13 protein-coding genes are annotated in these 14,165 nt (G+C 46.9%); 5 read left to right on the forward strand and 8 right to left on the reverse strand.

The window, feature by feature from the left end; all coding sequences use genetic code 11:
• Window positions 1-31: 31 nt before the first annotated feature.
• A complete protein-coding gene (locus GC130_RS05490; RefSeq protein ID WP_151997269.1) occupies window positions 32-2,911 on the reverse strand; it encodes a PVC-type heme-binding CxxCH protein in 2,880 nt (959 codons plus the stop codon).
• Between the two features lie 180 nt (window positions 2,912-3,091).
• On the opposite strand from GC130_RS05490, the gene GC130_RS05495 reads away from it, so the two are divergent.
• Complete coding sequence (locus tag GC130_RS05495; RefSeq protein ID WP_193217774.1) at window positions 3,092-3,904, forward strand: LytTR family DNA-binding domain-containing protein; 813 nt, start codon at window positions 3,092-3,094, stop codon at window positions 3,902-3,904.
• Between the two features lie 78 nt (window positions 3,905-3,982).
• Window positions 3,983-5,194 (forward strand): intradiol ring-cleavage dioxygenase, encoded by a 1,212-nt coding sequence (locus GC130_RS05500; protein WP_151997271.1) that lies wholly within the window; start codon window positions 3,983-3,985, stop codon window positions 5,192-5,194.
• A 132-nt stretch (window positions 5,195-5,326) separates the two neighbouring features.
• Here GC130_RS05500 and GC130_RS05505 read toward each other — a convergent pair whose 3' ends face one another.
• A complete protein-coding gene (locus GC130_RS05505; RefSeq protein WP_151997272.1) occupies window positions 5,327-6,628 on the reverse strand; it encodes a M56 family metallopeptidase in 1,302 nt (433 codons plus the stop codon).
• The gene (locus GC130_RS05510; protein WP_151997273.1) at window positions 6,621-6,998 is read right to left on the reverse strand and encodes a BlaI/MecI/CopY family transcriptional regulator; all 378 of its coding nucleotides are present in this window, start codon (window positions 6,996-6,998) and stop codon (window positions 6,621-6,623) included. Before GC130_RS05510 ends, GC130_RS05505 begins: the two co-directional genes overlap by 8 nt.
• A 188-nt stretch (window positions 6,999-7,186) precedes the next feature.
• Here GC130_RS05510 and GC130_RS05515 point away from each other — a divergent pair, with 188 nt between their 5' ends.
• Window positions 7,187-7,654, forward strand: a complete 468-nt coding sequence (locus GC130_RS05515; protein WP_151997274.1) for a hypothetical protein — start codon at window positions 7,187-7,189, stop codon at window positions 7,652-7,654.
• Window positions 7,655-7,714: 60 nt separating this feature from the next.
• Complete coding sequence (locus tag GC130_RS05520) at window positions 7,715-8,989, forward strand: M14 family metallopeptidase (RefSeq protein ID WP_151997275.1); 1,275 nt, start codon at window positions 7,715-7,717, stop codon at window positions 8,987-8,989.
• On the opposite strand, the gene GC130_RS05525 is transcribed toward GC130_RS05520, so the two are convergent.
• The 5 genes from GC130_RS05525 to GC130_RS05545 form a co-directional block, all read right to left on the reverse strand.
• Window positions 8,986-9,348, reverse strand: a complete 363-nt coding sequence (locus GC130_RS05525; RefSeq protein ID WP_151997276.1) for a hypothetical protein — start codon at window positions 9,346-9,348, stop codon at window positions 8,986-8,988. The two genes, GC130_RS05520 and GC130_RS05525, sit on opposite strands and share 4 nt — an antisense overlap.
• A gap of 2 nt (window positions 9,349-9,350) precedes the next feature.
• Complete coding sequence (locus GC130_RS05530; protein WP_151997277.1) at window positions 9,351-9,701, reverse strand: type II toxin-antitoxin system HigA family antitoxin; 351 nt, start codon at window positions 9,699-9,701, stop codon at window positions 9,351-9,353.
• Between the two features lies 1 nt (window position 9,702).
• Entirely contained in the window at window positions 9,703-10,002 is a 300-nt protein-coding gene (locus GC130_RS05535; RefSeq protein WP_151997278.1) for a type II toxin-antitoxin system HigB family toxin, read from the reverse strand.
• Between the two features lie 42 nt (window positions 10,003-10,044).
• Window positions 10,045-11,442: a 23S rRNA (uracil(1939)-C(5))-methyltransferase RlmD gene (gene rlmD / locus GC130_RS05540; protein ID WP_151997279.1), complete on the reverse strand. Its 1,398-nt coding sequence runs from the start codon at window positions 11,440-11,442 to the stop codon at window positions 10,045-10,047.
• 62 nt (window positions 11,443-11,504) lie between these two features.
• The gene (locus tag GC130_RS05545) at window positions 11,505-13,751 is read right to left on the reverse strand and encodes a DPP IV N-terminal domain-containing protein (protein ID WP_201568533.1); all 2,247 of its coding nucleotides are present in this window, start codon (window positions 13,749-13,751) and stop codon (window positions 11,505-11,507) included.
• Between the two features lie 179 nt (window positions 13,752-13,930).
• On the opposite strand from GC130_RS05545, the gene GC130_RS05550 reads away from it, so the two are divergent.
• The gene (locus GC130_RS05550; protein ID WP_151997280.1) at window positions 13,931-14,155 is read left to right on the forward strand and encodes a hypothetical protein; all 225 of its coding nucleotides are present in this window, start codon (window positions 13,931-13,933) and stop codon (window positions 14,153-14,155) included.
• Window positions 14,156-14,165 lie beyond the last annotated feature (10 nt).

Below are 14,165 nucleotides of genomic sequence, written 5' to 3' on the forward strand. Positions count from 1 at the left end.
AAACACTCAAATCTCAAAGGCTGCCTAAACTTCACTTCAATGTTAATAAATAGCTGGTCAAGTTAGCCAAATCTTGTTCGTTCAATCCCAAAGCCAAACCACCCGGCATAATACTCGTCGCCATGGGCTTTTTTGAGACGACTTCTTTCGAGTCAATCACTGTTTGCCTGCCTGACACGTCTCTCAGTACAGTCGTTTCCCCCTCTGACACCAAAAACCCGAAGTACGAGTTGTCATCTTTGGTTTTCACTTCCACCATCGTATAGCCGAAAGCAAGGGCTGCGCTGGGTTCCAAAATAGCATTGAGCAAGCCGCTTTGATCAAATTTTGACCCTATCTTGCTCAAGTCGGGGCCTACCTCCATGCCAGTACTTCCTACTTTGTGGCAGGCTTTACATTTTTGCACAAAGAGTTCTCTCCCTTTTGAAGCAACTCCTTTTAATTCGATTATCCCCTCATATGAAACTCCAGGAGGAGCTAACTCTTTGAAATACTCTGCTGCCATCGTTCTCACAGACTGGTCAGGATTGCTGAAGATGGTTTTTCCAGCCTCCGTCATCAAAGGTGCAGCGAGCAGGCCCGACGATGCAAGAGCAATGAGAATTTTGCCGCCTTCAGCATCTTGGGCAAGCAAGCGGACAGCGTCCTTTTTTTCATCCACGGTCTTTTCTTCACTGAGAATTATCGCCTTCTGTTCGAGCATTACCTGGCTTTGTGCAGGCAGCATTTCCTTCTCAAGCTCGTCCCAATTCACTAGTAAAAACCAGCTATTGGACTTTCGGAAATTAAGCAGCCATGCTGCCTCGTTAGCCACTTCCTTCGTTGCCGATCCGGCTAGATCAGCCATGAGCTTGACAGCTTCAATATCGTTGATGTAACTCAAAGCCACCAGGGCCTTTGATCTTTCGTTATCCGCCAGGCCAGGTGCCAACGCCCTTTCTGCAAAGGAAGTTGCGGCCACATCAGGATGTAGCCTCCAGGCTATGTTGGTAAAGGCCGACGTCCATTTGACAGCGTCGGGGTTTTGCTTCTCAAGCAGGGCCATGTACAGGTCTGCTTCTTTGCCAAGTGCTCCAATGCCCAATGCCTCCAAATAATAGGCATCAACGCCGTCATACCGGCTTGCAAGTGGCACCAACACTTCCTGAGATTTTCCCCAGGGCATGTCTCTCATAGAAATAGCCACTTCTCTCAAAACGGCGACAGAAGGGTCATCAAGAGTAGCCTTTGCGTAGGCTATGACATTGCTTTCGTCTTTTTTGAGTGCCCGGTAGGCTGCTACACGAAGCGATGGGGACGGATGAGAAGCCAAAACGTCTTCGACCTCGTCCAGGCCCGCTTCCCCTAGTTGAGCCATCAACCAAACCGCCCTTGCACGAATAAATGGGTTGCTATCGTTCAGGAGTTTCTTTACTTCAGGCAAAACCGATTCGCCTTGCACCGCTAGCCTGACAAAGCCCTGATTTCGTACATTAATGGCAGGGCTTTTCAATACTTCAATTTGACCAGTTGTGGTGGTGAGATCATACGTTGGCTTTTCCAGTTTTTTTCCTTTGGGAGTGATCCGGTAAATTCTACCATAGCCTTTTTGGTCTGTCATCTGATGACCTCCTACAATGCGATCGTACCAGTCAGCCACATAAATGGCTCCGTCGGTGCCTACTGCCACATCGCTGGGCCGGAATAGCTTTGCTTCATCAGGCCCCACATCATTCCACACGTAATCTTCGGTAGATGTGCCGATCGAAGAGATCAAATCTTTTCTATCGAAAGCGTAGCCTGCACCATTTGGCCTGGGCTGATAGGTAAAAACTTCGTTTCTTCCGGCATCAGCGCTTAAAAACATGCCGCGGAATGCATCGCCAAATGCATCGCCCTCGTACATCACCACGCCAGTTGGAGCCCCTGCCCCGGTGCGGTCGCCCACTGGCAGCACACCAGGATCTTCCTGATGCCAGTGGGCAGTGAAAATCTCCTGGTCTGGTCTGCGGTCGGCCTTCCAGGTGCGGCTGCCGTCGGCGCTGAAGTAGCCGGCATTGCTGCCCTCCATGACCCAGCTTACCCTACAGGCCACTACCTCATCATCGTTGTCGTTCTGCCACATATTGCCATAGGAGTCCACCGCCAACTCATAGGAGTTTCTGAAGTTGTGAGCCAGCACCTCCAGTCCTTTACCATCGGGGCCAATCCGTAGCGCCAAACCTCCGACCCACACCTTGCCATCATCACTTACCTGGGCAGGCTTATTTTCTTTGTTGTAGGGTGTGCCTCCGGTGTAGATACTGCCCGACCGAAGCTCCCAACCGGATTTATCTATCACATGGTGAGGCCCTGCATTTCCGGTGTTGAAATACCAATTGCCATCCGGGCCTGCCACAACGGAATGTAAGCTATGGTCGTGATCCAATCCGCCAAAGCCCGTCAGAAAGATCTCTTTTTTATCGGGTTGGTCGTCGCCATCCTCGTCGGTATACACAATGATGTTTGGTGCGCAGGAAACAATCACTTTGTTGCCAATAACAGCTATTCCCAGCGGCGCCACCAGGTCTTTGTCCTGCACAAAAACCTTTGTTTTATCAGCCTTCCCGTCGTCGTCGGTGTCTTCCAGGATGACTACCCTGTCTCCTTCCTCGAAATTCAGGTGTGTTCCCGGGTCGTTGTTGAAATTGCGGTAATTGACAGCCTCAGTCACCCATATCCGGCCTCTGACGTCCACATCCATATTGGTTGGGTTATACAATTGAGGGGACTCTGCCCACAAGGTGGATTCCCAGCCTTCGGGCAGATAAAGCTGTCCATCAAAACGTGTTTCAAATTTGAGCGGATGATAAGGTTCTTCGGCCTTTCTGGTATCAACGCAGGAAAAGAAAATGACCGAAAGGACGGTTGGAAGTAGTTTGTAGGTGTTCATTGCCAAAGGTGTTGAAACATAAGATAGATCGCTTTCTTACTAAATAAAAGTGCCAGCAGAGCGAAAGCATTTTTTTGAACAGGAAAGGTCACTCTGAGGCACTTGAGTTCTCCAATTTAGGCGACCGTCTGCCATTTTATTTTTACCTTACTCCGAATGTTGAAAACGGTGATTTTTGATATGGCATCATCAGAGGGTGATTTTTGGGCTTCACAGCGCTGGAAAATAGTAAAGGTCGCAGGCCTGCTGATGGTATTTGCGGTGCTCCTCAGGCTCATACAGGATTATCTTCATGCTTATATAAATGATTACCACTTTTACTTCTCTGAGTCCATTATTCATAAAGGCTTTTGGTTTGTTTTCTTTCCCGTCTCCATTCTGCAGGGCTATGCAATCGGAAAATTTTCAAATACATTTTCCGGAAAGATGAAATTTGCCTTCCTCACCGTGCTAACCGTCCTGGCCACCCTGGTGCATCTTTTGTCTTTTGCATTCATCATATCAACAGCATACTCCATTTTCCTGAATCATTCTTATTCGTTTATCAACCTGCTCAGATATTCATTTTCTGAGGATACCTACCTGTGCCTTCTCATCTATGGCATTTCAGCGCTGGTGTTCAGTCGCCTGGATGCAGAGAAGCTAAAAACATCATCGGAACAACACTACTTAACCGCCGTGATGGTGGGCAGTGGAGCAAAAACAACAGCGGTAAGTGTGAATGATATATTTTATGTCAGCAGCGCAAGCCCCTATATAGCCCTACATACAGCCACACGAAAGTTTCTTCATTCTGAAACCCTGAAAGCGCTTGGTGAGCAGCTCAACCGGCAGCAATTTGTGCGAATTCATAAATCTACCATTGTCAATATAAAAGAAGTTGAGTCTTATCAATCACGCCTGAACGGTGACTACGACATCACGCTGAAAAATGGTGAAGTTGTGCGAATGAGTCGAAATTATTCGACATCGTTCAAGAACCAGTTCAAATAGTCCACGGGTTGGATCAAAAAGTCATCAGGTTAACGTATTCAGGTTTGTTTACCGGAAAAGGCACATGAAATTGTGGCTATGAAAAACAAAACATTTTGCCAGGTACTCATAGCGACGGCACTCACAATGGGGTTGTTCAGCTGCCAGGGTCAGCCCAACGTTAGCGGGCAGAAACAAACTGCAAAGAAAGTCATTGTAGGCGGTGGGTGCGACGGGTGCGAGCTTATGTTCGTCGGCATGCCAGCATCCATTAACGCAACTGACACAAGCGCTGGCTGGTTCGAAGTAGGCCAAAAGCTGCTCGTCACTGGCACAGTCTTTAAAGTGGATGGCACTACTCCTGCCAGCGGGGTTGTTATCTACTATTGGCAAACGGACAATCAAGGTTTTTACGCTCCGGTTGAGGGCATGCCCGCAGAAGCAAGGAGACATGGGCATATCCGGGGCTGGGTGAAGACAGACGAGGCGGGCAGGTATTCGATCTACACAGTACGGCCTGCCCCCTATCCGGAGAGAGACGAGCCAGCCCACATCCACACCTCGATCAAAGAGCCTGCTGTCGACGACGAATATTATATCGACGCATTTGTTTTCGACGATGATCCATTACTAACTGGAGCAAAAAGAAAGGAAATGGAAAACAGGGGCGGGAGCGGCGTGCTCCGAGTGTTGCTGGACAAAGACCTGCAGGTTGCTGAACATAATATTATTCTTGGCCGCAATATTCCCAATTACCCGACCAATGGGCAGCCAGCCGAAATATCAGGACTGGAGATTGGTGAGGACAGCCCCTCCTTTACACCTTTCCACGTCTGGGGGCCCGACAAGGGAACGAAGACGTGCCCTGTTTGTAAATATGGGCGTTATCATGGCATTCTGTACTTTGTGGGCAACAAACCAGATTGGGATGATATAAAGAAGTGGCTGGTCTTTCTGGAGCAAGAAAGCGTAGAAAGAGGCAAGTACCTGAAGGTCTATTTCGTTTATGGCAACGAAACAGCCTACAGCAAAGAAGCCAGGCAAAAGGAATTGGAGGATATTGGAAGAGAACTTGATTTGAAGAATATCGCTGTCACATTCGTTCCATCCCTGACGGACAAGACGAGTGAGGTAAATCTCAACCGAATAAACCCCGAAGTGACCAACACATTCATAGTTTACAGGCAACGAATAATAGTGGCCAAGTTTGTCAGCTTTGAAGCATCAGTTGAAAACTTCAACCTTATCTCAGCCACTCTTGACAAAACAAAAGGTGAGTATTTCAATTTACCTGAACCAGTGCACAATTAGTAACGAGCTACCCGGTAACAAAAATCCTCTGTCATTACTGGCAGAGGATTTTCATGCTTACAAACACGGAAAACCCGCTTTAAAAAAGCAGGTTCTCTAAAGAGGATTTACTACAAATCTTTATCTCTTCGGTTAAAAGACTTCGTCTGCAGGAGTCTCAATTTGATCTATCGTCAGCTTTACATTATTGATCACTCTATCTTCTCCTTCCGGATCGCCAAGCTTGAAAGTAATGGGGAGGATTATTTTAGTTTTAACAGCTCTCCCTCTTTGTCTACCAGCTTGCCATTTAGGCGACTGCGCAATTACGTTCATTGCTTCCATGTCACAGCCAGCACCAATTCCTTTTAGTGCCTTTACGTCAGTTATGGAACCATCTTTATCCACGGCAAATTCGATAAAAACCTTCCCCTCCACCCCTAGTCTTCTTGCTTGAACAGGGTATTTCAATGTCCTTGCCACATAAGTATAGAAAGCCGACATTCCGCCAGGAGGTGTTGGCATTTCTTCCACTTCAGTGAAAACTTCTTCTCCTTCCGTTTCGGACACAGCGGCGGCCTGGATATTAAGTTCATCTTCTCCTGCACCCGGTAGTTCGCAGCTGATCACTCCGAAGACCATGGCCATAGCCAGTACCGGGAAAGCAAATTTACCCCAGTACACATTGTTGTTTTTGTTTGTAAGCATACGTAATCGTTTTAGTGTTTGCGATTGATTGAAATGGCTGCCAAGCGCCAATCCGTACTGATTGAGCACCTGCTGAGCCAAAAGTTTTTGATAAGCCTCTATGTCTCTGCCCTCGGTAGCCTTGTCGTCGGCTTCAAATTCATGAGTCATCACCAGGGAGCTTTTAATTGCATACATCAGCGGGTTGAACCACATGACAGCATGGGCAATTTCGATAAAAAGAATATCTCTGGAATGCCTTCTGCGAATGTGAGCCAGCTCGTGGTTGAGTATCTGGTTCTCCTCTTTTGCATTCAGTTGCTGTGAGTTGTCCCAAAAGAGATAATTCAGAAAGCTGAAGGTCGGAAGCTTGCCATTGGTACGCACCAGAACATAGTCCTGGCGAAGCTCCTTTTCTCCGTTCCTTACAATCTTAGCGATAGACAACACCTTCATGAGGAGCTTTCCGGTGAAAAAAATGATTCCTAGCGCATAGACAACTTCCAGCCAGGAAATGTCCGTGTAGTAGTTGGCGTAAGGATCTACTACCAGTCCCGGCAGCGTAATCACGGACGTCACTTCTTCACTCAGTGCCCATGGAGAATCGATTCTGATCAAAGGAAAAATGGTTGAAAATGCGACTGACAGCAGCAGGTAATACCTATTGAATGCATAGCATGATTCATTGCGGAGCACGAGGTAGTAAATGGCATAGAAAACTATGCTGCACGCTACCGATTGGAATAAGAATATGAGTAGGTTATTCATCGTCCTTTTCTTTAATGTCTTTTTCTACATACTTCATTAGCTCCTCCATGTCTTTTACATCCAGCTTGTTTTCGCTGGCAAAGAAGGAGACAAGCTTCTGAAACGATCCGTTGAAATAATTGCCCATAAAGTTTTGAAGGAAGAAGCTCTTGTATTCATCCTTACCCACTTTGGGGAAATACTGGTGCGTTTTGCCAAATGCTTTGTAGCCAACAAAACCCTTCTTTACCAGTATCCTGATAATGGTAGACACCGTGTTGTAGGCAGGTTTAGGTTCGGGCATTTCTTCAAGCACTTCGTTCACAAACCCCTTGTCAAGCTTCCATAGGATTTGCATGATTTGTTCTTCGGCTTTGGTCAGTTCTTTCATAATGTTCTATACGTATATTCAAATGTAAAACGAATAGTTTAGTTTAACAACTAATAACTTAGTTTTTATTTTTATTGACTAATTCGTCCGCTCAAAATAGCATTTCGTCGTTTCCGGGATTCAATGTTTGCTTGCAACTAAAATTTAATTCAAATTTACTAGTAACCACCTACTTAACTATCGTTTGAATGCTTTCAATTGCTTCTCTCATTAAAGAATCTAAAACCTACCTTGACAAACCCTACATCAAGGTGGCGTGGCATCCACAACTCAATTTAATCATTCATGACTGGAAAGGCTTTGCGACTTTCGAGGAGATTCTGGAGGTAGGTCAAAGAACACTTTCAGCAGTTCAAATGGAGCATGCCACAAAAGTGCTGTACGACACCAGGGATATGGAAGTGCTTGACGACAGATCAAGGAACTACATAGCAGGAGAGTTTACAGTTAAAATGATACGGGCAGGCATCCACTACTCAGCCACCATTCTGCCGGAAGATCCCTTTGCACAATACACCATTCAGGCCATTAAGGGCAGCATGGAAAGGCATTTGCCAGAAAGGGTGCGGTACTTTAACACTGTGAACAAGGCCCTGGATTGGGTAGTTTCGCAGCAGGTTATTCCAAAATCTGGTGTTCGCCTGGTGCACCAGTAAATAATTTCGATTTTATTTCTCCCTTCTATTTCGTAGCCTAGCAAATTCAAAGCAAGGCTCATGCACATACGTCTCCTTCTCATCTTTCTGGCTCTTCCGCTGATTGCCTACCCGCAAGAAAAACAATTTCGTTTTCAAGGTCAGGGGCCAACACAAATCGTCGAAACTTCCTCCAAAGCTATCCAGCTTCAGGAAAGAAAAGTCTGGCTATTTGAAGAGGAAGGGATTGGCTTCAGCAATGACTTCAGAGGGGCAAGGCTGAATAACGCAGTGCCCACTAACGGTTCAACTTTCCAACTGACCATTGAGGCAGAAAACTACCCAGTGAATCCGAGCCCCTGGTACGCCTTCAAAGTATGGAGCAGCACCGACAAACAAGTCACGCTGTCGTTCAACTACCCGCAAGGCAGACACCGCTATTTTCCTGTGGTAAGCATGGACGGTAAAAGCTGGGCCAATCTGGACTCTGCTCGTTTTATTGCCAAGTCGGACACCACCATCGCCTTTTATAATTATCGACTGCTGCCGAAAGAAGCCAGCATGGTGCTTGACCTGACTGCTGGCGACACCGTGTGGGTGGCTGGGCAGGAAATGTGGACTTCAAAAGAGGTATATGCCTGGATGGATTCCGTGGGAGAAGTATACAAGCTAAAACCAAAGACAATAGGAAAAACCACGCTCGGCCGGGACCTGAAGATGATGCGGGTGTCGAAGGGCAAAGACAAAAAAGTGGTGGCTGTGATAAGTCGCCAGCATCCACCGGAGGTCACGGGCTTCTTTGCTATGAAGGCCTTTATCGAAAGAATACTCAAGGATGACTCGCTCTCAAACGCCTTTAGGAAGCGCTATGATGTACTTAACGTGCCGCTGATGAACCCCGATGGCGTGGATGAAGGCCACTGGCGACACAATGCTGGCGGAGTGGATTTGAACCGGGACTGGGAAGCTCAAAATCAACCCGAAGTTAAACTGGTGGCGGACTACTTCAAGACGTACATGAAGAAAAGGAAGGGCACCATGGTATTTTTTATGGACTTCCATAGCACCTGGGATGATATCTATTACACCATCGACCCCGGCATGCCTACCAACACGCCAGGTCTCACTACGAATTGGTTGGCCGGTATTGAGGCGTCTATTCCAGGCTATTACGTCAATCACCGCCCGTCAAAAGTGGACAATGGCGTCGTCTCGAGGAACTTCTTCTACAGAACCTTCAATACAGATGGATTGGTCTTCGAATTTGGCGACAACACCAGTCGTGAGTTTCTGAAGTTGAAAGGCACTGTGGCCGCCGAGGTACTGATGAGGTTGCTTCTGGAAGAAGAAAGTTAGTCTTCCGGATAAGGTACAAAAACGAAGCTGGTCAGCTTTTCGTCCACCACAAATAAGCAGCAGAATTCATCAGGGTCTTTAAAAGCACCTTTGAATTGATCAACATCCTCGATCAGCTTCCTATTGACAAACTCATCAATATAGGTGGCATAATAATTCCATGACAAGTTTAAATCTTCTCTGGGGATGAGCAATTGACCAATCGGGATTTCCACTTTGGCAATGGGGAAAATGGGAAATTCTGAAAACCCTTGTTTGCGTATCTGGTAAGAGGCTTCTTTAATGCTATCAGCTACCACCACAAAGTCTTTGGTGATAGTGCCGAGGTATTTGCCGCTTAGTTCGGGATCGTTTTGCATAGTTAAGAAAGTAATGATTCAGCGGGAATACCAAGATCGTTGTGCAACGCCTTGATCATTTTTAAGGATAGCTTCCTTTTTCTTTGCAACACTTCAGTGACCCTGTTTTTTCCGCCCAGGTATTTGGCAATGTCTACTTTTCTAAGCCCCATTTGATCCATGTAAAATTTGATAGCCTCGACCGGATCGGGTGGATAAATTGGGTGGTGCTTTTCCTCATAAGCCTCGATCAAAGTCACCAATACTTCAAGCTCATCACCTTCTTTGGTATTGGGCGACGCTTCCCACAGCTCATCTACTCTTTTAAGAGAGCTCTTATAATCCGCATCCGTTTTAATGGCGTTAATTTCCATGCTAAATTGATTTTGCATCTACCTTATCATACTCTTCGTGCGTTCCTACAAATCGGATATAACCTATCTGAAAGTCAAATTTGAACTTTACTATTAGCCGATATTTGTTCCCTCCAATATTAAAGACCACCCTGCCGTCCCCTATAATGCTGGCAGATCCAAATTTGTCCTTTAAGTGGTTGGCGCTTGCCCATTCGGTTTTTTTAATAGCCTGAACCCACGCCCGCAGCGGCTGCTCTGCATCTTGCCGCCCTTCTCTACTCCAAAATTCACGCAACGCAGCGACTGATATTATCCGCATGAATCAAAGATAAAACAAAAGGAATAGTTCCCAAAAAGGGAATTATATTTTCTCTAACAGTACCACATTCTCCACATGATGCGTATGCGGAAACATGTCTACAGGCTGCACTTCAACAACTTTATACCTTTCGGCTAATAACTGGATGTCTCGTGCCTGAGTGGCAGGATTACAGCTTACATACACAATCCTTTCGGCTCCTGAGTGGTACAACGCATCAGTGACGTCGGTGTGCATACCAGCCCTTGGTGGGTCAGTGATGATCACCTGCGGGCGACCCTGTCTTTCCATAAATTCTTCGGTCAGCAAGTCTTTGATGTCGCCAGCCTGAAAATGCACGTTCTCCAGGTTATTCAATTTCGCATTGATCCAGGCATCCTCAATGGCAGGCTCCACGTACTCCAGCCCTACTACTTTGGCGGCACTTCTTGCGGCAAATTGCGCCAGTGTACCTGTACCTGTGTAGAGATCATACACCAACTCGTGCTCCTTAATGTTGGCCATATCAATAGCCACTTTATAAAGCCGTTCGGCCTGCTTGCTATTGGTCTGATAAAATGACTTTGGCCCCACCTTAAAATGCAGGCCATCCATTTCTTCCATGATATGATCTTGCCCATGAAAAAGCTCCACCTTCAGGTCCTGGAAAGTATCATTACCCTTGCTATTGATCACGTACATGAGGGAGGTGATCTGCGGAAATGCCTCCTTGATCTTACCGAGCAGGTTATCCAGGTCTTCGTTCTTGTAGGCCACTTGCAGAATGACCATTAGCTGCCCGGTGCTGGCCGTACGAATGATCAGGTTGCGCAGCCAGCCTTCGTGGGTAAGGATATCGTAGAAAGGATAGCCCGCCTTCATGGTTTCTTCCTTCACAAATGTCCTGATGGCGTTGCTGGGATCTCCCTGCAGGTAGCACGTTTCAACATCCACAATTCTATCGAAGCGCTTGGGCACGTGGAAGCCCAGGGCGTTTTTCTCCAAATCGGCACCTGATTGAATTTCTTCATCCGTCAACCAGCGGTGGTTGGAGAAGGTAAACTCCAGCTTGTTGCGATAATACTGCGTGTCGGGAGAGCCAAGAATAGGATTGATTTCGGGCAAAGGTACTTTGGCTATTCTTTCCAGATTGTCCTTTACCTGCTGCCATTTGAATTTGAGCTGTTCGTCATAGGGCAGGCTCTGCCATTTGCAGCCTCCGCACGTGCCAAAGTGGGAGCAGAAAGGCTCAACTCTTTTAGGAGAAAGCCTATGGAACTTAATAGTCCTGGCTTCCATAAAGCCCTTTTTCTTACGGAAAACGAGCAAATCGACAATGTCGCCGGGCACTACCTGCTCCACAAATATTACCTGCCCTTCATGCCTGGCAATGCATTTGCCTTCTGAAGCTACTGCCTCAATCGTGATGTTTTCCAGTATTATGTTCTTGCCTCTGCCCATAGGGCCGCAAAATTACGCTTTGCCCAAAAGGAAAACTAAGGATGTAACAAAAATTGACAGCTTCACCGAGGTCCGGCGGGAAGATTGTTCTTCAGGTAGTTAGTCAGGATTTCTCTGACATGCCTGCTGGTATTTCTCCCTTCGTAAATCCCGTGTGACCGGTTGGGGTAGCTCATCATAGAAAAAATCTTGTTGTACTTGATCAGCTCATTCACCAGCACCTCGGTGTTTTGATAATGCACGTTGTCATCGCCGGTGCCATGCATCACCAGCAGGTTGCCTTTCAGGTTTTTGGCAAAATTAACCGGCGAACCTTTCTCGTAGCTCTCCGGCATCAACTGCGGCACGCCCGAGTAACGCTCCTGATAAATATTGTCGTATAAGTGCTGATCTGCCACCGGAGCCACCGACATGCCAGTATGGTAAAGGTCTGGGTAGCGGAACATCATATTGAGTGTCATGGAGCCTCCGCCGCTCCAACCCCAAATGCCTATTCTGTCTCCATCTACAAACGAATATGCCTCCTTGATTTTGCGAAGCGCTGCCGCCTGGTCTTCAGAAGAGAGCACCCCTATCTGTCCATAAACGCACTTGCGCCATTCCCTACCCTTCGGCCCTGGTGTACCCCTGTTATCGACACTCATGATGATGTAGCCCTGCTGGGCCAACATCAAATGCCACAAGTAGCCACTGCCACCCCATGCGTCACGCACGGTTTGACCAGCAGGTTCACCGTACACATGAAAAAGCACCGGGTACTTTTTAGAAGGATCAAAACCCACCGGCTTGATCATGTAGGCATCCATGGTAACCCCATTGTCGCCGGTTACCTGGAAGAACTCAGTTTTGTTTTTGCTCAGCGCCTCCACTTTGGCTGACAGTACTTTATTGGTCACGAATGTTTTGATGACCTTATGATCGGGCAACGACACCAAATCCATGGTCGGCGGCACACCTTCCCTTGAATACGAATGCTGGGCATACTTGCCATTGGGAGCAACCTCATAACTATGAGTGCCTGGTTGGTCTGCCGGTGACAACCTTTCGGCCTTACCCTTTCCATTGAGCCTTATTCTGTAAAGATAATTTTGAGTCGCATTGTCGGGCGAAGCCATGAAATAGAGCCAGCCACCTTTTTCGTCAATTTGCTCTATATTGATCATGTCAAACCCTGCCGGAGAAATAAGCTTCTCCTCAGACCCTGTTATCAGATAAGCGGAACGCCATCCGCTCTTTTCACTTACCCAGGTAAACGACTTCCCGTTGTTCATTAATTGAAAGTCATCAACGGCATCGAGCCAGGCTGGGTCTTTTTCCTCATACACTTTTTCTACCCTGCCATCGGCCACGAAGCACTTAAGCACCTGGTTGTGGTTTTGCTGACGGTTTAGCTGCTGCACCAGCAATGATTTTGAGTCTGCGTTCCAAATCATGCGAGGCACATAGTTATTGGTGGGGTCACCGGCAATATTCATCCATTGGGTTGGCCCGCCCGCTGCACTCACTACACCAATCTTTGCTTCCGAAGGTTTCTCACCTGCTTTCGGGTATTCTACAGGAATTGTGTAGGAATAAATCGAATCGGTGTTGTTGATCATCAGGAAATTGCGAATAGACCGGGCATCAATACGCCAGTAAGCTATTTTGCTTCCGTCGGGGCTCCACTGAAAGCCATCACGGCAGCCAAACTCCTCTTCGTACACCCAGTCAAACGTTCCATTGATGATGCGGTCAGTGCCATCGGTAGTAAGAGCCGTAATTTTGCCATCCGCCAGCGATTCCACATACACATTGTGCTCTCTCACATAGCCCACTTTGCTGCCATCGGGAGAGAATTTGGCAAACATCAGGGTAGATGGCTTTGCATTGTTTCCTCCCAACTGCGTCAATTTTTTGGTAGCAAGGTCAAGCACCCAGTAATCGCCTTTGGTGTTGAGTCTCCATACCCTGGCAGAGTTGGTATAAATAAGCAGTTTGCTTTTGTCGTCAGACCAGGTGTAGTCCTCCACTTCGAGCGCCTGCTGGCTTCCCGTAGGCACCAGGTCGGAGGCCTTTACGAGTACAGACCTTTCGCCTGTCGCCGTATTGTTTCGAACGATCTCGTAGCCCCCAGCAACCGCTTCCGACTGCTCCAATGTGGTATAAGCGTTTCCTTCCTCAAACCACGCAAGCTGCCCAAACCACTCGCCTCTGAATTCATTAGAACTAAATATCCTTTCTAGACTGAGCGTCTTAGCGTCCTGTGCTTTCGCAGCAAACCCAATAATCAGGAGCATTGACTGGAAAAGTGCACCAACTAACTTCTTCATGGCAATTCGATTTTATGGCTCCAAAAGTATAAATATTCGACCAACAGCAAATGCCGATAATGTAACAATAGCATTCAATTATTTTAATTTAGGTATATCTAAATTAAATATTAGCTATAACTAAACAAAATAATGTCCAGCTCGTAAATACTTTAAATAACGCAAACAAAATGAAGGCAATGAAGAATCTTTCCCGTAACACCGTACTTCTCATGGTGGGCTACGTCGTTCTCAAATGGACAATCATCATCAGTGCAGGCACATACCTGTATTCGTCCGGAAACTGGAGAAATGAGTACTTTCTCGTCTTCCCCTTGCTAGCAGTAATCGTTATTGGTATCAAAAACAGAAAGCGGTTGTTTAGCAAAAAGAAGGCAATGGAAGAGAACGCTCAGGATCGATAGTGACTGCTCA

This window comes from Imperialibacter sp. EC-SDR9 (assembly GCF_902498805.1).
Classification (GTDB): domain Bacteria; phylum Bacteroidota; class Bacteroidia; order Cytophagales; family Cyclobacteriaceae; genus Imperialibacter.